13 protein-coding genes, 1 tRNA gene and 3 pseudogenes are annotated in these 21,719 nt (G+C 63.0%); 2 read left to right on the top strand and 15 right to left on the bottom strand.

Annotated features, from left to right (window positions below; translation table 11 throughout):
* Positions 1 to 8 precede the first annotated feature (8 nt).
* The 3 genes and pseudogenes from fusA to rpsL all read right to left on the bottom strand — a co-directional run bounded on the left by fusA (position 9) and on the right by rpsL (position 3,036).
* A pseudogene (fusA, locus tag HK436_RS14860) lies at positions 9 to 2,098 on the bottom strand (elongation factor G).
* Positions 2,099 to 2,129: 31 nt separating this feature from the next.
* Entirely contained in the window at positions 2,130 to 2,600 is a 471-nt protein-coding gene (rpsG, locus tag HK436_RS14855; protein ID WP_173190972.1) for a 30S ribosomal protein S7, read from the bottom strand.
* Positions 2,601 to 2,664: 64 nt separating this feature from the next.
* A complete protein-coding gene (rpsL, locus tag HK436_RS14850) occupies positions 2,665 to 3,036 on the bottom strand; it encodes a 30S ribosomal protein S12 (RefSeq protein WP_024585419.1) in 372 nt (123 codons plus the stop codon).
* 465 nt (positions 3,037 to 3,501) lie between these two features.
* Between rpsL and HK436_RS14845 the strand changes: the two genes are divergently transcribed.
* Positions 3,502 to 3,783 carry a transcriptional regulator gene (locus tag HK436_RS14845; RefSeq protein WP_173190965.1) on the top strand — a complete coding sequence of 94 codons (282 nt, stop codon included), beginning with the start codon at positions 3,502 to 3,504 and terminating at the stop codon, positions 3,781 to 3,783.
* Positions 3,784 to 3,996: 213 nt separating this feature from the next.
* Here the strand turns inward: HK436_RS14845 and HK436_RS14840 are convergent, their stop codons facing one another.
* The 12 genes and pseudogenes from HK436_RS14840 to HK436_RS14785 all read right to left on the bottom strand — a co-directional run bounded on the left by HK436_RS14840 (position 3,997) and on the right by HK436_RS14785 (position 20,554).
* The gene (locus tag HK436_RS14840) at positions 3,997 to 4,995 is read right to left on the bottom strand and encodes a helix-turn-helix transcriptional regulator (RefSeq protein WP_173190963.1); all 999 of its coding nucleotides are present in this window, start codon (positions 4,993 to 4,995) and stop codon (positions 3,997 to 3,999) included.
* A 436-nt stretch (positions 4,996 to 5,431) separates the two neighbouring features.
* Entirely contained in the window at positions 5,432 to 9,631 is a 4,200-nt protein-coding gene (rpoC, locus tag HK436_RS14835; RefSeq protein WP_173190961.1) for a DNA-directed RNA polymerase subunit beta', read from the bottom strand.
* Positions 9,632 to 9,752: 121 nt separating this feature from the next.
* A pseudogene (gene rpoB, locus HK436_RS14830) lies at positions 9,753 to 13,886 on the bottom strand (DNA-directed RNA polymerase subunit beta).
* Between the two features lie 202 nt (positions 13,887 to 14,088).
* A complete protein-coding gene (rplL, locus tag HK436_RS14825; RefSeq protein WP_173190959.1) occupies positions 14,089 to 14,472 on the bottom strand; it encodes a 50S ribosomal protein L7/L12 in 384 nt (127 codons plus the stop codon).
* A 56-nt stretch (positions 14,473 to 14,528) separates the two neighbouring features.
* Complete coding sequence (gene rplJ / locus HK436_RS14820) at positions 14,529 to 15,047, bottom strand: 50S ribosomal protein L10 (RefSeq protein ID WP_173190957.1); 519 nt, start codon at positions 15,045 to 15,047, stop codon at positions 14,529 to 14,531.
* Between the two features lie 371 nt (positions 15,048 to 15,418).
* A complete protein-coding gene (rplA, locus tag HK436_RS14815; RefSeq protein ID WP_173190955.1) occupies positions 15,419 to 16,117 on the bottom strand; it encodes a 50S ribosomal protein L1 in 699 nt (232 codons plus the stop codon).
* Positions 16,118 to 16,121: 4 nt separating this feature from the next.
* The gene (rplK, locus tag HK436_RS14810; RefSeq protein ID WP_173190953.1) at positions 16,122 to 16,550 is read right to left on the bottom strand and encodes a 50S ribosomal protein L11; all 429 of its coding nucleotides are present in this window, start codon (positions 16,548 to 16,550) and stop codon (positions 16,122 to 16,124) included.
* 164 nt (positions 16,551 to 16,714) lie between these two features.
* Positions 16,715 to 17,255 (bottom strand): annotated as a pseudogene (nusG, locus tag HK436_RS14805) (transcription termination/antitermination protein NusG).
* Between the two features lie 27 nt (positions 17,256 to 17,282).
* On the bottom strand, positions 17,283 to 17,486 hold the full coding sequence (secE, locus tag HK436_RS14800; RefSeq protein ID WP_173190951.1) for a preprotein translocase subunit SecE: 204 nt from the start codon (positions 17,484 to 17,486) through the stop codon (positions 17,283 to 17,285).
* 258 nt (positions 17,487 to 17,744) lie between these two features.
* Positions 17,745 to 17,820 (bottom strand) — tRNA-Trp (locus tag HK436_RS14795).
* Positions 17,821 to 18,024: 204 nt separating this feature from the next.
* Positions 18,025 to 19,200 (bottom strand): elongation factor Tu, encoded by a 1,176-nt coding sequence (gene tuf / locus HK436_RS14790; protein ID WP_173190949.1) that lies wholly within the window; start codon positions 19,198 to 19,200, stop codon positions 18,025 to 18,027.
* 151 nt (positions 19,201 to 19,351) lie between these two features.
* A complete protein-coding gene (locus HK436_RS14785) occupies positions 19,352 to 20,554 on the bottom strand; it encodes an MFS transporter (RefSeq protein WP_173190947.1) in 1,203 nt (400 codons plus the stop codon).
* A 99-nt stretch (positions 20,555 to 20,653) separates the two neighbouring features.
* Between HK436_RS14785 and HK436_RS14780 the strand changes: the two genes are divergently transcribed.
* Positions 20,654 to 21,634 (top strand): AraC family transcriptional regulator, encoded by a 981-nt coding sequence (locus HK436_RS14780; RefSeq protein ID WP_244648982.1) that lies wholly within the window; start codon positions 20,654 to 20,656, stop codon positions 21,632 to 21,634.
* The last annotated feature ends 85 nt before the right edge of the window (positions 21,635 to 21,719 follow it).

Below are 21,719 nucleotides of genomic sequence, written 5' to 3'. Positions count from 1 at the left end.
GCTTCCGGTTACGCGTACTTCTTCTGGATTTCCTGGGCGACCGCGGTCGGAACCGGCTCGTAGTGGTCGAACTGCATCGTGTACTGGGCGCGGCCCTGCGACATCGAACGCAGCGTATCGACGTACTTGAACATGTTCGCGAGCGGCACCATGGCGTTGATCACCACGGCAACACCGCGTGCTTCCTGGCCCTGGATCTGGCGCGGCGGCCATTCAGGTCGCCGATGACGCTGCCGACGTAATCTTCCGGCGTCACGACCTCGACCTTCATGATCGGCTCGAGGAGCTGCGCGCCGGCCTTCTGCGCACCTTCACGGAAGGCAGCGCGCGAGGCGATCTCGAACGCCAGAACCGAGGAGTCGACGTCGTGGAAGGCGCCGTCAACCAGCGTCGCCTTGACGCCGAGCATCGGGAAGCCCGCAACCGGACCGGAGGACAGAACACTCTGGATGCCCTTCTGGACGCCTGGGATGTATTCCTTCGGAACAGCGCCGCCGACGATCTTGGACTCGAAGACGAACTCTTCGCTCTCCGGGTTCGGCTCGAAGACCAGCTTGACGCGGGCGAACTGGCCCGTACCGCCGGTCTGCTTCTTGTGGGTGTAGTCCACCTCGGCGGCACGCGTGATCGTCTCACGGTATGCAACCTGCGGCGCGCCTACGTTCGCCTCGACCTTGAACTCGCGCTTCATGCGGTCGACGAGAATGTCGAGATGAAGCTCGCCCATGCCGGCGATGATGGTCTGGCCGCTTTCCTCGTCGGTCTTGACGCGGAAGGACGGATCCTCGGCAGCCAGACGGTTGAGCGCGAGGCCCATCTTCTCCTGATCGCCCTTGGTCTTGGGCTCGATCGCGATCTGGATGACCGGATCGGGGAATTCCATGCGCTCGAGAATGACCGGCTTCAGCGGATCGCAGAGCGTATCGCCAGTGGTCGTGTCCTTGAGGCCAGCCAGCGCGACGATGTCGCCCGCAAATGCCTCTTCGATGTCCTCACGCGAGTTGGAGTGCATCTGCAGCATACGGCCGATGCGTTCCTTCTTGCCCTTGACGGTGTTCTCGAGCGAGACGCCCTTGGTGAGCTTGCCCGAATAGATGCGTGCGAAGGTCAGCGAGCCGACGAACGGGTCGTTCATGATCTTGAATGCGAGCATCGACAGCGGCTCGTCGTCGGACGACTTGCGGCTAATCTCGGCTTCGGTCTTCGGGTCGATGCCCTTGATCGACGGCACGTCGATCGGCGACGGCAGGAAGTCGACGACAGCGTCGAGCAGCGGCTGCACGCCCTTGTTCTTGAAGGCAGAGCCGCAGAACATCGGGAAGAACTTGACCTCGATGGTGCCCTTGCGGATCAGCGCGCGCAGCTCGTCGTTCGACGGCATGGTGCCATCGAGGTAAGCCTCGAGCGCAGCCTCGTCCATCTCGACGGCGGCTTCGATCAGCTTCTCACGGTACTCTTCAGCGCGATCCTTGAGGTCGGCGGGAATCTCGACGATATCCCACTCGGCGCCCAGGTTCTCGGACTTCCAGACGAGCGCGTTCATCTCGATGAGATCGACAACGCCGGCGAAGTCGTTTTCCGCACCGATCGGGAGCTGCATGACGACGGCCTGCGCACCGAGGCGCGAACCGACCATCTCGACCGAGCGATAGAAGTCAGCGCCGATCTTGTCCATCTTGTTGCAGAAGATCATGCGCGGGACGTGGTACTTGTCAGCCTGGCGCCAGACGGTCTCCGTCTGCGGCTCCACACCGGCATTGGCGTCCAGCAGCGCGATCGCACCGTCGAGAACGCGCAGTGAACGCTCGACCTCAATGGTGAAGTCGACGTGGCCGGGCGTGTCGATGATGTTGAAGCGGCGCTTCTTGCCGTCGCGGCCCCGCCAGAACGTCGTGGTCGCGGCCGACGTGATGGTGATGCCGCGCTCCTGCTCCTGCTCCATCCAGTCCATGGTCGCGGCGCCGTCGTGGACTTCGCCGATCTTGTGCGACTTGCCGGTGTAGAACAGGACGCGCTCGGTCGTCGTCGTCTTGCCGGCATCGATGTGCGCCATGATGCCGAAATTGCGATAGTCTTCGATCTTGTATTCGCGGGCCATGGTGGTGCCTCTTGTATCCCTGCTCGCCGGATTACCAGCGGTAGTGCGCAAAGGCGCGGTTGGCTTCAGCCATCTTGTGCGTGTCTTCGCGCTTCTTGACGGCGGTACCGCGGTTGTTGGCCGCGTCCAGAAGCTCGCCGGACAGGCGATCGACCATCGTCGTCTCGTTGCGCTTGCGTGCAGCCGTGATCAGCCAGCGGATCGCCAGGGCCTGACGGCGCTCGGGACGGACATCGACCGGGACCTGGTAGGTCGCACCACCAACGCGACGCGAGCGGACCTCAACGTGCGGCGCGACATTGTCGAGCGCCTGATGGAAGACCGTGACCGGCTCCTGCTTCGTCTTGGCTTCAACCTGATCGAGCGCGCCGTAGACGATCGTCTCGGCGATCGACTTCTTGCCGTGAAGCATGACAGCGTTCATGAACTTGGTAACAACGAGGTCACCGAACTTCGGGTCCGGATTGATCTCGCGCTTTTCTGCACTGTGGCGTCGGGACATATTCTTCGTCTCTCACGATCGTCGGCCAGGGCTTAAAACAAAAGCGCCGAAGCCGGGGAAACCCTTACTTCGGACGCTTTGCGCCGTACTTGGAGCGGCGCTGCTTGCGGTTCTTCACACCCTGGGTGTCGAGCACGCCACGAATGATGTGGTATCGCACACCCGGAAGGTCTTTCACGCGGCCGCCTCGGATCATGACAACAGAGTGCTCCTGGAGGTTGTGACCCTCGCCAGGAATGTAGCCAATCACCTCGAAGCCGTTGACGAGACGGATCTTCGCAACCTTGCGCAGTGCCGAGTTCGGCTTCTTCGGCGTCGTGGTGTAGACGCGCGTGCATACGCCCCGCTTCTGCGGGTTGGCCTGCATGGCCGGAACCTTGTTGCGCTTCACCGGCGCTATGCGCGGCTTGCGGATCAGCTGGTTGACGGTAGGCATCAAACCTTCCTTCTATCTCAAAACCGGTGTCTCAAGCCCCTCACAGGGCCGTCTGGAGCGGCGTTTCCATACAGCAATTCGAGCAACAACCGCTTAGGGCGGTCTTGCCCGAACAAACGCAGAGGAAGCGGAAGCCGCTTCATGCAAGCCGGAAATGTAAAGTCGCTCGTAAAACGAACCCTGTTTGAGACCTGCTCCAGGACGCGACGTCCCGAAAAAGAAAGCCTCACATCGGCTCAGACGAGGCGGCTTCTACCCCCAACGCCGCGGATCGTCAACCCCGCATGCCGGCAAATCGCGCGGTTTCGGCGCTTACGGGCACCAACGTGCGCGCCAAGCAAGAAAATTACCCAATTACGCGCCAGTCCGGCATTTCATGAGCCCTTCCGACCTGTTTCGGCCATCCGAAATGTGCGAAACAGCCGCTCGGTGTCAGTCTCGCCGCCACAGATAGGGAATCACGTCATGAATGACAACGAGCAGAAGCCGGTGACGATCATCGTCGGCCGAGTCTGGCGCAAGAAGGGCGGCGAGTCGGAAGGCGTGCATGTGATGCTGGTCGCACCCGATGACGATTCGGCCGTGCGCATGGCGCTGGAGGCCCTGGCGCGCGAGGGCTACGCCGAAGCGGAGCTGGACCAGATCGGTGACATGCAGGATGCGCCGGATGACGAGCCGCACATGTCGGCCTACCAGGGCGCGCTCGAAGGCGAGGTGTCCATCGTCACGTTCGACGAGATTTTCTGAGCGCAGCGCCAGAAAAAAGACCGCCCGGCCAGGGGCCTCCGACCAGGCGGTCAATGGTATGCGATCCCGAAATTGAACCACAACCGTCTTGCCGGTCCGGCATCCGAACGTGTCGGATTACGCAACGGCCGGTTTAGTTAACGTGATTTGGGGGCGCCCACCTACTCCCATTTGGGGGAGAAATCCGCTTAGTCCATCAACAAGCTGTTAATCTCAAAGGCGAAATCGTCCGAGCATGGCGATCAACTCACCTTGGCGGTGGGTGCCGGTCTTCTGGAAGACGACCTTTACGCGCTGCCGCACCGTGCCTTCCGATATGCCGAGCATCTCGGCAGCGTCGGCAAGCGAATGACCATTGGCCAGAACCTCGCACAGACGCACCTCGGCCGTGGACAGTCCGAAGGCGAAGCGCAGACTGGTGTCGTCAATACGGGCCTCGCCGCCCGCCAGTAATCGGACAACGACCAGCACAACCGGCCGCGGGTGCACGAGAGCCGGGAACCCACGCTCAACATGGTCCGGCGCGGCCGTGAGGCTGACGCGCAGAATTCGTTCCTCGTTTCTGATGACCGTGCTGGCGGCGGTGACCGGCAGGCCGCCGATAAGCCGGGATATGTTTTCCTCCAGCCAGCGCTGGGCACCGGCGTCGCGCAGGTGGAGCATGCCCCCTGCCCCGCTGAACACGTCTCCAGCCTGCAGTCCGGCGATCGCCTCGGCATTCACCTCACGAATTCGCCTGTCGCGCTCAACCAGCAACGCCGCACCGTCGATCCTGTCGATCACGGCGCCGAAACGCAGCCGATGCTCGACACCGTCACGCAGCAGTGCGGCGGCTCGCACGGCATCCGCGAAGGTGCCTTTCACATTGTCGAGGATCGCCGCGGCCGGCTCATCATAGTCCGCGGCATTTGACTCACTGTAGTGCCATGCGACGTGGATGATGTTGTGAGCATCGACGTCCAGCCGCAGTCCGACCGCAGCCGTCATGTTCCCCTGCGGCGCCAGCCAATCGTTGTAGAATTCGCTCTTGCGGAACTCCGAAGACGGGCTGTCCCGCTCTGAAATCCGCACTTCTCCCGACGGAGACGCAGCCCAGTAGTCGAGCCACGGGTTCAGCGCCGCGTAGTGGGTGCGATAGGTTTCGACATACTCCTCGTCGATACCCTCAACAAAGCTGGCGTTGATAAGTCCGCGCGGCAGGTCGTAGTTCATAATTGCCGGAGCTGAGCCAGGAAGCAAATCTTCCAGGTGCCGGCAAATTTCTACCCAGTCAGTCCGTCCCCAAGCCGCATCACGTAAACGGTCGGACAGTTCCGCGACTGCGCCCTTTACAAAGTCGTCACCCCGAATGACACGCTTCTCCCACAAGCCCCAGCAAGCATTAGCAGCCTGAACATGAGGCCGCTACCTAAGCTTGAATAAATCCGTGGTCTCGTTCGGAAAATTGCATTCCGCCGACTTCATCCGGCTGACGTCATACCGCTAAAGAGGTAGGCGCCTACACCCAACTGCTTGGGACGTCGCGCAATGGCACAATGTTCGCTGCTCCTCCTGAAGAAACTTCAACAGCGGTGCTACAGGCGCGAACAAAAAAGCCGCCGGCGCATGCCGGCGGCTTTTCAGTTCGTCAATGTCCGGTTCGGGCGACCTATTCGGCTGCGTCTCCGGTCATGTCGGCCAGCATCGGCTCGGCCATCTCGACGCCCGAGTTCTTGCGACGCTCGTCGAGGATGAGCTCGTCGCGCGAGGTCGCAATGCGCCGGATCTGGCTCATCTGGCCACCGGTGCCCGCCGGGATGAGACGGCCGACGATCACGTTCTCCTTCAGACCCTGCAGCGTGTCGGTCTTGCCGGCAACCGCTGCCTCGGTCAGCACACGTGTCGTCTCCTGGAACGAGGCGGCGGAGATGAACGACGGCGTCTGCAGCGACGCCTTGGTGATGCCGAGCAGAACCGGCTGGCCTTCGGCGGGCTTCTTGCCCTCCTCGATCAGGCGGTCGTTGATCTCCTCGAGCTCAATCACGTCGACATGGTCGCCAGGGATATAGGTCGAATCCCCCTGCACGGTGATTTCCACCTTCTGCAGCATCTGGCGCACGATCACCTCGATGTGCTTGTCGTTGATCATAACGCCCTGCAGACGATAGACCTCCTGGATTTCATTGACGAGGTAGCTCGCAAGAGCCTCCACGCCCTTGATCGCCAGGATGTCGTGCGGCGCCGGGTTGCCGTCGAGGATGTAGTCGCCCTTCTCGATGGTGTCGCCTTCCTGGAGGTGGAACGGCTTGCCCTTCGGGATCAGGTATTCGACCGGCTCGACCTGTTCGTCATGCGGCTCGATCACGATGCGACGCTTGTTCTTGTAGTCGCGCCCGAACCGAACCGTACCGTCGATCTCGGCGATGATGGCGTGGTCCTTCGGACGACGCGCCTCGAAGAGTTCCGCCACGCGCGGCAGACCGCCCGTGATGTCCTTCGTCTTGGCGCTTTCCATCGGAATACGCGCAATCACGTCACCCGGCTGCACAGTGGCATCCGGCTCGACCGAAAGTACGGCCTCGACCGAGAGCATGAAGCGTGCGTCGCCGCCCTTGCCGAGCTTGGCAACCTTGCCCTTGTCGTCAAGGATGGTGATTGCCGGCTTGAGGTCGGAACCACGCGGCGTGGAACGCCAGTCGATGACCTCACGCTTGGTGATGCCGGTCGACTCGTCGGCGGTTTCCTGCACGGAGATACCGTCGACCAGGTCCTCGAAGGCCGCCTTGCCGCCGACCTCGGTGAGGATCGGACGGGTATAGGGGTCCCACTCGGCGATACGCTGGCCACGCTTCACCTTGTCGCCATCGTCCACGAAGATACGCGAACCGTAGGTGACGCGGTGCACCGCGCGCTCCTTGCCGGCCTCGTCGAGGATCAGAACCGCCATGTTGCGGCCCATCACCACGAGGTGACCGTCGGAGTTGCGCACAACGTTGCGGTTGCGGATCGCAACCGTGCCTTCGTATGACGCCTCGAGGAACGAGGAGTCGACGACCTGCGCCGTTCCGCCCATGTGGAAGGTACGCATCGTGAGCTGGGTACCCGGCTCGCCGATCGACTGCGCCGCGATAACGCCGACGGCCTCGCCCTGGTTGACGGGCGTGCCGCGGGCCAGATCGCGTCCGTAGCAGACCGCGCAGACGCCGGTGCGGACCTCACAGGTCAGCGCCGAACGGATACGCAGCGTCTGGATGCCGGCCTTCTCGATCGCGTCGACGTCACGCTCGTCGATGAGCGTTCCAGCCTTGACGATCAGGTCACCGGACACCGGATGCATCACGTCGTCGAGCGCCGTGCGGCCCAGAACGCGGGAACCCAGCGAAGCCACGACCTGACCGGCATCGACGATCGGCTGCATGGTGAGGCCCTTGTCGGTGCCGCAGTCGGTCGCGTTGACGATGCAGTCCTGCGCCACGTCGACGAGACGACGGGTCAGGTAACCCGAGTTCGCTGTCTTGAGCGCGGTGTCGGCCAGGCCCTTACGTGCGCCGTGGGTCGAGTTGAAGTACTCGAGAACGGTCAGGCCTTCCTTGAAGTTCGAGATGATCGGCGTCTCGATGATTTCGCCCGAAGGCTTGGCCATCAGGCCGCGCATACCGGCAAGCTGACGCATCTGGGTGGGCGAACCACGCGCACCGGAATGCGACATCATGTAGATCGAGTTCATCGGCTTCTGACGACCGTCATCGTTGAACTCGACCGCCTTGATGCGGCCCATCATCTCGTCGGCGACCTTCTCCGAGCACTTGGCCCAGGCGTCGACCACCTTGTTGTACTTCTCGCCCTGGGTGATCAGGCCGTCGTTGTACTGCTGCTCGTATTCCTTGGCGAGCGCCTCGGTATCGGCAACCAGCTTCTCCTTGGCATCCGGGATCAGCATGTCGTCCTTGCCGAACGAGATGCCGGCGCGGCAGGCATGGCCGAAGCCGAGCGCCATGATCCGGTCACAGAAGATCACCGTCTCCTTCTGACCACAGTGACGATAGACCGTGTCGATCATCTTGGAGATGTTCTTCTTGGTCATCTCCTGATTGGCGGTCTCGAACGGCACGTTGTGGTTCTTCGGCAGAAGCTCGCCGATGATCATGCGGCCCGGCGTCGTATCGTAAATCTTGAAAACCGGCTTGCCTTCGGCATCGACGGTCTTGAAACGGCCCTTGATCTTGGTGTGCAGGGTGACAGCCTTGGTCTCCAGCGCATGGTGCAGCTCGCCCATGTCGGCGAACGCCATGCCCTCTCCCGGCTCGTTCTGATTGACGATCGAGAGATAGTAGAGGCCGAGAACCATGTCCTGCGACGGCACGATGATCGGTGCGCCCGAAGCCGGGTGCAGGATGTTGTTGGTCGACATCATCAGCACGCGTGCTTCAAGCTGCGCTTCGAGCGACAGCGGCACGTGAACGGCCATCTGATCGCCGTCGAAGTCGGCGTTGAAGGCCGTGCAGACCAGCGGGTGAAGCTGGATCGCCTTGCCTTCGATCAGGGTGGGCTCGAAGGCCTGAATGCCGAGACGGTGCAGCGTCGGCGCCCGGTTCAGCAAAACCGGATGCTCACGGATGACCTCGTCCAGGATGTCCCAGACTTCCGGCTTCTCCTTCTCGACCAGCTTCTTGGCCTGCTTGACGGTGGAGGAGTAACCCTTGGCGTCGAGACGGGCGTAGATGAAGGGCTTGAAGAGTTCGAGCGCCATCTTCTTCGGCAGGCCGCACTGGTGCAGCTTGAGCTCCGGACCGGTCACGATGACCGAACGGCCGGAATAGTCGACGCGCTTGCCGAGCAGGTTCTGGCGGAACCGGCCCTGCTTGCCCTTAAGCATGTCGGACAGCGACTTCAGCGGACGCTTGTTAGCGCCGGTGATGACGCGGCCGCGACGACCGTTGTCGAACAGGGCATCGACCGCTTCCTGAAGCATACGCTTCTCGTTGCGGATGATGATGCCCGGCGCGCGCAACTCGATCAGCCGCTTCAGACGGTTGTTACGGTTGATGACGCGGCGGTACAGGTCGTTCAGGTCCGACGTCGCGAAGCGGCCGCCGTCCAGCGGCACCAGCGGACGCAGGTCCGGCGGGATGACCGGGATGATCTTCATAATCATCCACTCCGGACGGTTGCCGGACTCCATGAAGTTCTCGACGACCTTGAGGCGCTTGAGAAGCTTCTTCTGCTTCAGCTCCGACGTGGTCGAGGCGAGTTCCGAACGCAGGTCGCCCGCGATCTTCTCCAGCTCCATGCCGGACAGAAGCTCGTGGATCGCCTCGGCGCCGATCATGGCCGTGAAGGAATCCTCGCCGTACTCGTCGACGGCGATCATGTATTCCTCTTCCGAGAGAAGCTGGTGCTCCTTCAGCGCCGTCAGGCCCGGCTCGGTCACGATGTAGTTCTCGAAATAGAGAACCCGCTCGATGTCCTTGAGCGTCATGTCGAGCAGCGTGCCGATGCGCGAGGGCAGCGACTTGAGGAACCAGATGTGCGCGACGGGCGCGGCCAGCTCGATGTGGCCCATGCGCTCACGGCGCACACGCGACAGCGTGACTTCGACGCCGCACTTCTCGCAGATGACGCCCTTGTACTTCATGCGCTTGTACTTGCCGCACAGGCACTCGTAGTCCTTGATGGGGCCGAAGATGCGCGCGCAGAACAGGCCGTCACGCTCGGGCTTGAACGTACGGTAGTTGATCGTCTCCGGCTTCTTGATCTCGCCGAAGGACCAGGACTGGATCTTCTCAGGGCTCGCAAGCGAAATCCGGATCGAATCGAAAGTCTGCGCCGGCGCCTGAGGATTGAAGAGATTCATGACCTCTTGGTTCATGCCGTTCTCCTTGTCGGGGTCGAAACCCCTCATCTTGATCGTGGCGACTGGATGGGCCGCATCGCCGCCGTAATTATCTCGGGCGCGCCGCGGAGCCCTGCCCCGCGGCGCGTGATAGCCTTTACTCGGCCGCGTCGGGCAGACGAGCCGGAGCGTCGTCCGCGACGGAGTTTTCCAGCTCGACATTGAGGCCCAGCGAACGCATCTCCTTGACGAGAACGTTGAAGCTCTCGGGGATGCCTGCCTCGAAGGTGTCGTCGCCGCGCACGATCGCCTCGTAGACCTTGGTACGGCCGGCCACGTCGTCCGACTTCACCGTCAGCATCTCCTGCAGCGTGTAGGCTGCGCCGTATGCCTCGAGCGCCCAGACCTCCATCTCGCCGAAGCGCTGGCCGCCGAACTGCGCCTTGCCGCCCAGCGGCTGCTGGGTCACGAGCGAGTACGGGCCGATCGAACGGGCGTGGATCTTGTCGTCGACCAGGTGGTGCAGCTTGAGCATATAGATATAGCCCATCGTCACCTTGCGGTCGAACGGCTCGCCCGTGCGTCCGTCGTACAGCGTCGACTGGCCGCTCGAATGCAGGCCCGCCTGTTCCAGCATCTCGTTGATGTCGGCTTCGTGCGCACCGTCGAAGACCGGGGTCGCGATGGAGACGCCGCGCTTCATCTGATCGCCGAGGCGAACGATGGAGTCGTCGTCGTAGTCGCGAACCGGCTCGTTGCGGTCGTTGGCCGGGATCACGCTCTCGATGGTCTGGCGAAGCGGCTTGATGTCGCCGTTCTCCTTATAGGCCTCGATGAGCTGGCCGATCTTCCTGCCCATACCGGCGCAGGCCCAGCCAAGATGCGTCTCCAGGATCTGGCCGACGTTCATGCGCGACGGCACGCCCAGCGGGTTGAGCACGATGTCGGCATGCGTGCCGTCCTCGAGGAACGGCATGTCCTCGACCGGAACGATGCGCGAAACCACGCCCTTGTTGCCGTGACGGCCGGCCATCTTGTCGCCGGGCTGCATCTTGCGCTTCACCGCGACGAAGACCTTGACCATCTTCATGACGCCGGGGGCATCTCGTCGCCGCGCTGCACCTTCTCGACCTTGTCCATGAAGCGCTGCTCGAGCGCCTTCTTGGACTCGTCGTACTGTGCACGAAGCGCTTCGAGCTCGCCCTGGATCTTCTCGTCCTCGACGGCGAACTGCCACCACTGCGAACGCGGGTAGTCGGTCAGCGCGTCACGGGTGAGCGCGTCGCCCTTCTTGAAGCCCTTCGGCCCAGCGATCGCCTGCTTGCCGGTCAGCATGTCGGCAAGGCGCGAGTAGACGTTGCGATCGAGGATCGCCTGCTCGTCGTCGCGGTCCTTGGCCAGACGCTCGATCTCCTCGCGCTCGATCGCCATGGCGCGCTCGTCCTTCTCCACGCCGTGGCGGTTGAAGACGCGCACCTCGACGACGGTGCCGAACGTGCCGGGCGGCATCCGCATGGAGGTGTCACGAACATCCGAGGCCTTCTCACCGAAGATCGCTCGCAGGAGCTTCTCTTCCGGCGTCATCGGGCTTTCGCCCTTCGGCGTGATCTTGCCGACCAGGATGTCTCCCGGCTGCACTTCCGCGCCGATATAGGTGATGCCGGCCTCGTCGAGGTTCTTCAGAGCCTCTTCCGAAACGTTCGGAATGTCGCGCGTGATCTCCTCAGGTCCGAGCTTGGTGTCGCGCGCCATGACCTCGAACTCCTCGATATGGATCGAGGTGAAGACGTCGTCGGCGACGATGCGCTCGGAGAGCAGGATGGAGTCCTCGTAGTTGTAGCCGTTCCACGGCATGAACGCGACGAGCACGTTGCGGCCCAGCGCCAGATCGCCCAGATCGGTCGATGGGCCGTCGGCGATGATGTCGCCCTTGTTGACCCGGTCGCCCATCCGCACGAGCGGACGCTGGTTGATGCAGGTGTTCTGGTTCGAACGCTGGAACTTCATCAGCCGGTAGATGTCGACGCCCGACTTGCCGGGATCGAGATCTTCCGTCGCGCGGATGACGATACGCGTCGCGTCCACCTGGTCGACGATGCCGCCACGGCGTGCCCCGATGGCCGCGCCCGAGTCACGGGCGACGATCGGCTCCATGCCGGTGCCGACGAACGGCGCCTCGGCGCGAACCAGCGGCACGGCCTGGCGCTGCATGTTCGAGCCCATGAGCGCGCGGTTGGCGTCATCGTTCTCGAGGAACGGAATGAGCGCCGCGGCCCGAAACCATCTGCTTCGGCGACACGTCCATCAGGTCGACGTTCTCGCGCGGGGTCATCATGACCTCGCCGGCGTGACGGCAGATCACGAACTCCTCGGTGAAGCCGCCTTCGGCGTCGAGCTCGGCGTTCGCCTGCGCGACGTAGTGCTTGGCCTCTTCCATCGCCGACAGATAGACCACCTCACTGGTGATCCTGCCGTCGACGATCTTGCGGTACGGGCTCTCGATGAAGCCGTATTTGTTGACCCGCGCGAAGGTGGCGAGCGAGTTGATGAGGCCGATATTCGGGCCTTCCGGCGTCTCGATCGGGCAGATGCGGCCGTAGTGCGTGACGTGAACGTCGCGGACTTCGAAGCCGGCGCGCTCGCGGGTCAGACCGCCGGGTCCAAGCGCCGAGAGGCGACGCTTGTGGGTGATCTCCGAAAGCGGGTTGGTCTGATCCATGAACTGCGAGAGCTGCGAGGAACCGAAGAACTCGCGCACTGCGGCAGCCGCCGGCTTGGCGTTGATCAGGTCCTGCGGCATCACGGTGTCGATCTCGATCGACGACATGCGCTCCTTGATGGCGCGCTCCATGCGCAGCAGGCCGACGCGATACTGGTTCTCCATCAGCTCGCCGACCGAACGCACGCGGCGGTTGCCGAGATTGTCGATGTCGTCGATCTCGCCCTTGCCGTCGCGCAGCTCGACCAGCGTCTTGACCACGGCCAGGATGTCCTCCTTGCGCAGCACGCGCACGGTGTCCTCGGCGTCGAGCTCCAGACGCATGTTCATCTTGACGCGGCCGACGGCCGAAAGGTCGTAGCGCTCCGGATCGAAGAACAGCGAGTTGAACATCGCCTCGGCGGTCTCGAGCGTAGGCGGCTCGCCCGGACGCATCACGCGATAGATGTCGAACAGCGCGTCCTGGCGGCTCTCGTTCTTGTCGACGGCCAGCGTGTTGCGGATGTAGCCGCCTACGTTGACATGGTCGATGTCAAGAATCTGGATCTCTTCCTGGCCGGCCTCGAGCAGAACCTTGAGGGTCTTCTCGTCGATCTCGTCGCCGGCTTCGAGATAGATCTCGCCGGTGGCGTGGTTGACGATGTCCTCGGCAAGGTAGGCGCCGTACAGATCGTCCTCGGTCGCCTTGATGGCCTTGAGGCCCTTCTCGGCGAGCTGCTTGGCCTGGCGCGCGGTGATCTTGCGGCCGGCCTCGACCACCACTTCGCCGGTGTCGGCGTCGACGAGGTCGTTCACGGCCTTGAGGCCACGGAAGCGATCGGCGTTGTACGGAATCCGCCAATGGTCCTTGGCGCGGATGTAGGTGAGCTTGTCGTAGAAGGTCGACAGGATTTCCTCACCATCCATGCCCAGCGCCATGAGCAGGCTGGTCGCCGGAATCTTGCGGCGGCGGTCGATGCGGGCATGCACGACGTCCTTGGAATCGAACTCGATGTCGAGCCAGGAGCCGCGATACGGGATCACACGAGCGGCAAAGAGCAGCTTGCCCGACGAGTGCGACTTGCCCTTGTCATGATCGAAGAAGACGCCCGGCGAACGGTGCATCTGGGAAACGATGACGCGCTCGGTGCCATTGATGATGAAGGTGCCGTTGGACGTCATGAGCGGCATGTCGCCCATGTAGACGTCCTGCTCCTTGATGTCCTTGATCGACTTCGCGCCGGTATCCTCATCGACATCGAACACGATCAGGCGCAGCGTCACCTTGAGCGGCGCTGCGAAAGTCAGGTCGCGCTGGCGGCACTCGTCCACGTCGAACTTCGGCAGCTCGAACTCGTACTTGACGAATTCAAGCATGGAGGCGCCCGAAAAGTCGGAAATCGGGAACACCGACTTGAACACCGCCTGCAGCCCCTCATCGGGACGGCCGCCCTTCGGCTCGTCAACCATGAGAAACTGATCATAGGATGCCTTCTGAACCTCGATGAGGTTGGGCATCTCCGCAACTTCCGGAATCTTTCCGAAGAACTTGCGTACGCGCCTGCGACCATTGAACGTGTGGGTCTGGGCCATCGTCGCTCCTTGCTGCCTTCTTGGCTTCGTGTTGGCTTAGCGCCAAACTTACCGACCGCCACCGATAAGCGGTCCATCAAAAACGGGTAAAAACCCGTTTCCTGAAGGCCGCCGCCGGCCCACAGGAAAGAGGTTTTCGTATGCGCCCCGTGAGGGACCGGCAGGCGGGACTATCGCCCCGCCTGCCGAACCGCAAACGGTCTTACTTCAGTTCGACCTTGGCGCCAGCACCTTCGAGCTGAGCCTTGATCTTCTCGGCTTCGTCCTTGGAGACGCCTTCCTTGACAGGCTTGGGCGCACCCTCGACGAGGTCCTTGGCTTCCTTGAGGCCCAGGCCGGTGATGGCGCGGACTTCCTTGATGACGTTGATCTTCTGAGCGCCGGCGTCGGCGAGAACGACGTCGAACTCGGTCTTCTCTTCCGCAGCCTCGGCAGCAGCGCCACCAGCAGCACCGCCAGCGGCAGCAACAGCCACCGGAGCAGCGGCGGAAACGCCCCACTTCTCTTCGAGCATCTTCGAGAGCTCGGCCGCCTCGAGGACGGTCAGGCTCGACAGGTCTTCAACGATCTTGGCGAGATCAGCCATTTTTCAGTTTCCTTTAAAGTTCAAACACGTGTTGTGATGGTTGTTGAGGAACGGCCTCACGCCGCCTCGTCCTTCCGGGCATAGGCGCCAAACACGCGGGCGAGATTGCCCGCCGGTGCATTGACGACCGCGGCGATCCTGGTTGCCGGCGTCTGAATCATGCCGACGATCTTGGCCCTGAGCTCGTCCAGCGACGGCATGGTGGCGAGAGCCTTCACACCGTCGGCGTCGAGTGCAGTCGAGCCCATCGCGCCACCGAGAATGACAAGCTTGTCATTCGCCTTGGCGAAATCGGCTGCGACCTTGGGAGCCGCGACCGGATCATCCGCGTAGGCGATCAGGGTCTGTCCTTTGAACAGATCCTTCATGCCTTCGGATTCCGTGCCCTGAAGAGCGATGATGGCGAGGCGGTTCTTCGCGACTTTGACGGTCCCGCCCGCAGCGCGCATTTTCGAGCGGAGCTCGTTCATGTTCGCGACGGTGAGGCCGGCATAGTGCGCCACGACGACAGAACCGGTGTTCGAGAACACCCCGTTCAGGCCCGTGACGAATTCGCGCTTTTCCGCTCTATCCACTGCCTATCTCCAGTTGACAACCGCCGTTTCCGGACGGTCATCGGTTGCCTTTTGCCGCGCGGAGCGCTTCCTTTGCAGGGACCGCCCGAGCGACGCTCGAGGATCCTGTCCCCCTTCGCCACGCCTTCGGATACCCTCGGGCGCGCAGACAAAAGGCCAACACGGTTAGAACTTTCATCGGAACGCAAGTCCCTTTGTCCGCTCTTACCCGTCTCATGCAGGCTCATTCGAATTAAGGTCGAGACGAACCCAACCGCCTGCAATCTCGGACAGGATAACCGGAAACGGTTTCCCGCTTCCGGCACCCGAACCCCGCAAGCGGGGTCCGGAATTCTTCAATGCGGCGACTCGAAGGTCACCGCTCAGCCAACTCAGGCGACCGTGACGGTCGCAGGGTCCAGCTTGAGGCCCGGGCCCATCGTCGAGGTGATCGCCACCTTCTTGACGTAGTTGCCCTTGGCGCCGGTCGGCTTGGCCTTGATGACCGCGTCGGCAAACGCCTTGACGTTTTCTTCGAGCGCCTTGGCGTCGAAGGAGACCTTGCCGACGCCGGCGTGCACGATGCCAGCCTTCTCGACGCGGAACTCGACGGCGCCGCCCTTGGAGGCCTTCACGGCCGCAGCAACGTCGGCGGTGACGGTGCCAACCTTCGGGTTCGGCATCATGCCGCGCGGGCCGAGCACCTTACCCAGACGGCCGACGAGCGGCATCATGTCGGGGGTCGCGATGCAGCGGTCGAAGTTGATCTCGCCCTTCTGCACGGTCTCGACCAGCTCTTCCGCGCCAACGATGTCGGCGCCGGCGGCTTTCGCCTCGTCAGCCTTGTCGCCACGGGCGAACACGGCGACGCGCACCGTACGGCCGGTGCCGTTCGGCAGGTTGACGACGCCACGAACCATCTGGTCGGCGTGACGCGGATCGACGCCGAGGTTCATCGCGACTTCGATGGTCTCGTCGAACTTAGCCGTGGCGCGATCCTTCAGCATCTTGATGGCCTCGGCCAACTCGTACTGCTTGTTGGGGTCGATGCCTTCACGCGCCTTGGCAATGCGCTTTGCAATCTTAGCCATTGGTTCAGCCCACCACTTCCAGGCCCATCGAACGGGCGGAGCCTTCAACCATGCGCATGGCGGCGTCCACGTCGTTCGCGTTCAGGTCCTTCATCTTCGCTTCGGCGATCTCGCGTACCTTGTCGCGAGCGATCGTGCCGGCCGTCACCTTGCCCGGCTCCTTGGAGCCCGACTTCAGGTTGGCCGCCTTCTTGAGGAAGTACGTCACCGGGGGCGTCTTCATCGCGAAGGTGAACGACTTGTCCTGATAATAGGTGATGACGACGGGGATGGGTGAGCCCTTCTCCATCTCCTGCGAGGCCGCGTTGAACGCCTTGCAGAATTCCATGATGTTGATGCCACGCTGACCAAGCGCAGGACCGATCGGGGGCGACGGCGTCGCCGAGCCCGCGGGAACCTGAAGCTTGAGCTGGCCTGCAATCTTCTTAGCCATTGCTCGTCTGCCTTTTCATCATGCCGGAAACCTCCGGCGGTTGCAGTCGGTGGTGCGGAGACGTTGCGGCCGGCTAAAGCCACCTCCTCCTTCCACCAGTTCCGCGGGGGCGATCGAAATCGCCCCGCGCCCCCACCGGCATATGGCCGGACGGGGTTTTCCGGTCAGCCCTTTTCGACCTGACCGAATTCCAGATCGACCGGCACGGCACGCCCAAAGATCGACACCTCGACCTTGAGCCGCGAACGCTCCTCGTCGACTTCTTGAACGAAGCCATTGAACGAGGCGAACGGACCGTCGGCGACACGCACCGATCTCGCCGATCTCGAAGGTGACCGACGGCTTCGGCCGCTCCACACCCTCCTGCACCTGGTGCAGGATGTGCTCAGCTTCCTTTTCGGAGATCGGCACCGGCTTGGCCGTGCGCGGATCCTCCCCCAGGAAACCGGTGACGCGCGGGGTGTTCTTGACAAGGCTGATAACCTGATCGGTCAGGTTCGCCTTCATCAGCACGTAGCCGGGAAAGAACTTGCGCTCGGCATCGACCTTCTTGCCGCGGCGAACCTCGACCACCTTTTCGGTCGGCACCACGATCTGCTCGATCTGGTCGCTCAGGCCCTTCTGCTTGGCCTTGTTCTCGATATCCTCGGCGACCTTCTTCTCGAAATTCGAATAAGCGTGGACGATGTACCACCGCGCTGCCATGTTCTGAACTCTCCGTAGTCGCCGGTGTTAGCGCCCAATGCCCAGGATCAGCTCAACCGCAAAGGCGATGATCTGATCGGAGGCAAAGAAAAAGATCGCAGCCAGACACGCAAATCCCATAACCATGACCGTGGAGATCATCGTCTCCCGCCGCGAGGGCCACGTGACCTTGGCGGTCTCGGTGCGCACCTGCTGCAGAAACACAAAGGGATTGGTGGTCTTGGACGCCATCTGCCGCTCTTTTATCGTTGCCCCTTGTCATCCGGGGCATGAAATCTGACCTCGCCGGAACGAGGCAACCGGGGTTGCCCGCCCGCAGCCACGCACGAATCACCAAGCTTCAAGACATATCTTCGGCCATGCAATTCAGGCGCGTTGAGCCGAATCCCAGCTCCACGCGCCTCGCGTCTGTCGGCTCGATATAGAACCGATTGCCCGCGCTTGCAAGTGGGATGTTTCTGCCTGATGCCGGAAAGGCCCGTCGGGCGCTGGCAGGGGCAGCAGGGCTCGAACCTGCGACCTGCGGTTTTGGAGACCGCCGCTCTACCAACTGAGCTATACCCCTAAATCCGGATGCTGTGCATGCCGGGCAGGCGCTTCCTAAGGGCTTCGGCGACGCCTGTAAAGAGATTTCGCACGGCTTCGACAGGCCATAGGCGATCAATATCACTTCACGCCGCGACCAAGACCGGTCGCCCGGAATCACGCAACGCCGGCACAACGAAAAAGGGCGGCCGAAGCCGCCCTTCCCCTTCGGCTCCAGAGAGCCTTATTCCGTGATGGCAGCGACGATGCCGGCGCCGACGGTGCGGCCGCCTTCGCGGATGGCGAAGCGCAGCTTCTCTTCCATCGCGATCGGCACGATCAGCGTCACGTCGACCGTCACGTTGTCGCCAGGCATAACCATCTCCGTGCCTTCCGGCAGCGTCACGATGCCCGTCACGTCCGTCGTGCGGAAGTAGAACTGCGGACGGTAGTTGGTGAAGAACGGCGTGTGACGGCCACCCTCCTCCTTCGTCAGGATGTAGGCCTCGGCCTTGAACTTCGTGTGCGGCTTAACCGAACCCGGCTTGCACAGGATCTGGCCACGCTCAACGTCCTCACGGCCAACGCCGCGGATCAGCGCGCCGATGTTGTCGCCAGCCTGGCCCTGGTCGAGCAGCTTGCGGAACATCTCGACGCCCGTAACCGTCGTCTTCGAGGTCGGACGGATGCCGACGATCTCGACTTCCTCGCCAACCTTGACAACACCGCGCTCCACGCGACCCGTCACAACCGTGCCGCGACCCGAGATCGAGAACACGTCCTCGATCGGCATCAGGAACGGCTGGTCGATCGGACGCTCCGGCGTCGGGATGTAGGCGTCGACTTCGGCCATCAGCTTGCGGACCGCGTCCTCGCCGATCTCCTTGTTGGAATCTTCCAGGGCAGCCAGCGCCGAACCCGGGATGATCGGAATATCGTCGCCCGGGAACTCGTAGACCGACAGAAGCTCGCGAACCTCAAGCTCGACAAGCTCGAGAAGCTCAGCGTCGTCAACCTGGTCGACCTTGTTCAGGAACACCACGATCGCCGGAACGCCAACCTGACGGGCAAGCAGAATGTGCTCGCGGGTCTGCGGCATCGGGCCGTCGGCAGCCGACACAACCAGGATCGCGCCGTCCATCTGCGCCGCACCCGTGATCATGTTCTTCACATAGTCGGCGTGGCCGGGGCAGTCGACGTGCGCGTAGTGACGGTTCTCCGTCTCGTACTCGACGTGAGCCGTCGAGATCGTGATGCCGCGCGCCTTCTCCTCAGGAGCGGCGTCAATCTGGTCATAAGCACGGAACTCGCCGAAAAACTTCGTGATCGCCGCCGTCAGGGACGTCTTGCCATGGTCAACGTGACCAATCGTGCCAATGTTCACATGCGGCTTATTACGCTCAAATTTACCTTTGGCCATTGTAACTTCCCTTTGGCGCGTGGATGCGTGTCAGTTTCGGATGGCGGGCGATTAGCGACTGACGCCGCAAAACACAAGTCTTTTGTCTGAAGCGGTGTACCGGTACCACCGCATGGGCGGCACCGGTGTCGCGCTCAATCCACCGATGCGGTCAGGCAGCTTTGGCCGCCGGACGCGTTTCGACACCCGTCAATATCGTCATCGCGGCCACGACCAGCACCGCACCGCTGAGCAGGAAGACCGTGCCGACTCCGCTGACGTCGAAGATCAGTCCTCCGGCCGCCGCACCAGTCGCAATCGCGAAGTTGATCGCGGCGACAAAAAGCCCGCCGGCGCTTTCGGCCTCGTCCGGCACGGCGCGCGTGATCCAGGTCGACCACGCCACGGGCACCGCGCCGAAGGCAAGCCCCCAGAGCGCGACCATCGCAGCGTCGGCAGCGAGATTGCCGCCAACGACCGCCAGCGCCACGGCGAGCGTGCCCATGGTCAGCGGCATGATGACGAGCGTCAGGCGCATCGAGCGCTCCAGCAGGAAGGCGCCGAGATAGTTGCCAAGAAAGTTTGCGATGCCGAAGCCGAGCAGAACCGTCGAGACGCCCGTCACCCCGACGCCGGTAACCGTTTCGAGGAACGGCCGGATATAGGTGAAGAAGGCGAAATGGCCGGTGAAGACCATCAGGATCGCCGCCATGGCGAGCCCCACCCTGCGCCGCGACAGAACCTCAAGCATCGTGCCGAAGCGGGTCGCGCCGCGCGGCGGCAGCGACGGCAGCGCGGCGAACTGTATCGCGAGCGCCAGCACACCCAATCCGGCAGCGCCGACGAAGACCGCACGCCAGCCGGCGAGGTCGCCGACATAGCTGCCGACGGGGGCGGCGAAGATCGTCGCCGCCGAAACGCCGGAGAACATGATCGAGAGGGCTCTCGCGACGTAGCGCTCGGGCACCAGCCGCATCATGGTTGCCGCCGACAGCGTCCAGAACCCGCCGAGCGCGACGCCCAGCAGGATGCGACCGGCAAGCAGCAGCGGCAGGTTCGGCGCGGCCGCGACAAGCAGGTTGGAGAGGATCAGCAGGAACGAAAAGGCGAGCAAGACCCTGCGCCTGTCGAAGCTGCGCACCACCGTGGTTATGCAGAGGCTGGTTACCAGCGCAACGGCGGCCGTGATGGTAACGGCTTGCCCCGCCATGCCCTCCGTCACGCCCAGTTCGGCGGCCATCGGCGTCAGCAGGCTGGCGGGCAGAAACTCGGCGCCCACCAGCCCGAACACGCCGAGGCTCATGGACACCACCGCCAGCCAGGCCGGCTTGCCCTCGCCCTCTCCCGATTCACCTAAAACAGTCGACTCTTGCATCTGCAGACCTCTCGCTTGAAAAGAAAGTTCCCTGCAGATGGGTGGAACGGCCGGATGATCCATGCCATATTCTCCTGAATGTTTGATCGAAACACCGAGATGCAAGAAAATCTGCCGGGCGGAGACGTCGTCAGCGAACTTCTGATGGGCATGCGCCTGCGCGGCGCGAGCTACGGCAAGCTGCGGCTATCGCCGCCCTGCGGCGTGAGTTTCGAGGCAACGGAAGACGCGCGTTTCCATTTCGTAGCCGCCGGCAACCTCTTGCTCGAATCGGGTACCGGCGAAACCTTCACACTGGGGTGCGGCGATGCCGTGCTTCTGCCGCGGGGTGACGCGCATGCGCTTGTCTCCGCGCCGGGCGTGCGGCCAAGGCCGGTCGAAAGCTTCGACAGAATGCCCCTCTGCTCCAACGTCTGCGCGGTGACGGCGCTGGAAGAAGGAAGCTGCCGGACGAAGGACGTGCTGGTCTTCACGGGCCGCATGGAGTTCGAGCTCGACACACTGCACCCGCTGGTCGGGCTGATGCCGAAGGTGATGTCGGTCGGCAGCCTGATGGGCCGCCAGCCGGAGATCGTGCCGCTGCTGGAGGCCATGGAACGCGAGATGGCTGCGGAGCGTGCCGGCACTGCCGGCATTCTGGCGCGGCTGGCCGACGTGGTCGCGGCAACCATCGTGCGCGGCTGGGTCGAATGCGGCTGCGGCGAGGCCTCCGGTTGGATCGAGGCGCTGCGCGACCCGCGCCTCGGCCGCGTCATCGCCGCCCTTCATCGCGAACCGTGCCGTGACTGGACCATCGCAGAGATGGCGGCCGAGATGGGGAGCTCGCGCTCGGTCTTCGCCGAACGGTTTACGACGGTGACGGGGACGACTCCGCAACGCTATCTGGCTGCACTGCGGATGCGGCTCGCCGCGCAATGGCTCGGACGGGACCGGATGCCGATCGACGCGGTCGCCCGCCGGCTCGGCTACGGCTCGCAGGCGGCGTTCAGCAGGGCCTACAAGCGAATGATGGGCCAGCCGCCCGGCAAAGCCCGCTCATCGGCCCCGCCACGCCAGAATGGGGTCAGCGCCGCGCTCTGATATCTGGAGCGGGTAGTCAGCCAAAACCGCCCCGCCCCGAAGGTCTCAGCGCGGTCGCGCCAACGCTCGTTGCAGTTGGCTCATG

It is taken from the genome of Neoaquamicrobium sediminum (assembly GCF_013240295.1).
Classification (GTDB): Bacteria; Pseudomonadota; Alphaproteobacteria; order Rhizobiales; family Rhizobiaceae; genus Aerobium; species Aerobium sediminum.
This window is presented reverse-complemented; position numbering and strand designations above follow the sequence as displayed.

What these genes read in the sequence shown, in the direction of transcription:
- rpsG (WP_173190972.1), bottom strand. Translation starts at nt 2,600, where the DNA reads ATGTCCCGACGCCACAGTGCAGAAAAGCGCGAGATCAATCCGGACCCG.
- rpsL (WP_024585419.1), bottom strand. Translation starts at nt 3,036, where the DNA reads ATGCCTACCGTCAACCAGCTGATCCGCAAGCCGCGCATAGCGCCGGTG.
- HK436_RS14845 (WP_173190965.1), top strand. Translation starts at nt 3,502, where the DNA reads ATGAATGACAACGAGCAGAAGCCGGTGACGATCATCGTCGGCCGAGTC.
- HK436_RS14840 (WP_173190963.1), bottom strand. Translation starts at nt 4,995, where the DNA reads ATGAACTACGACCTGCCGCGCGGACTTATCAACGCCAGCTTTGTTGAG.
- rpoC (WP_173190961.1), bottom strand. Translation starts at nt 9,631, where the DNA reads ATGAACCAAGAGGTCATGAATCTCTTCAATCCTCAGGCGCCGGCGCAG.
- rplL (WP_173190959.1), bottom strand. Translation starts at nt 14,472, where the DNA reads ATGGCTGATCTCGCCAAGATCGTTGAAGACCTGTCGAGCCTGACCGTC.
- rplA (WP_173190955.1), bottom strand. Translation starts at nt 16,117, where the DNA reads ATGGCTAAGATTGCAAAGCGCATTGCCAAGGCGCGTGAAGGCATCGAC.
- rplK (WP_173190953.1), bottom strand. Translation starts at nt 16,550, where the DNA reads ATGGCTAAGAAGATTGCAGGCCAGCTCAAGCTTCAGGTTCCCGCGGGC.
- secE (WP_173190951.1), bottom strand. Translation starts at nt 17,486, where the DNA reads ATGGCGTCCAAGACCACCAATCCCTTTGTGTTTCTGCAGCAGGTGCGC.
- tuf (WP_173190949.1), bottom strand. Translation starts at nt 19,200, where the DNA reads ATGGCCAAAGGTAAATTTGAGCGTAATAAGCCGCATGTGAACATTGGC.
- HK436_RS14785 (WP_173190947.1), bottom strand. Translation starts at nt 20,554, where the DNA reads ATGCAAGAGTCGACTGTTTTAGGTGAATCGGGAGAGGGCGAGGGCAAG.
- HK436_RS14780 (WP_244648982.1), top strand. Translation starts at nt 20,654, where the DNA reads ATGCAAGAAAATCTGCCGGGCGGAGACGTCGTCAGCGAACTTCTGATG.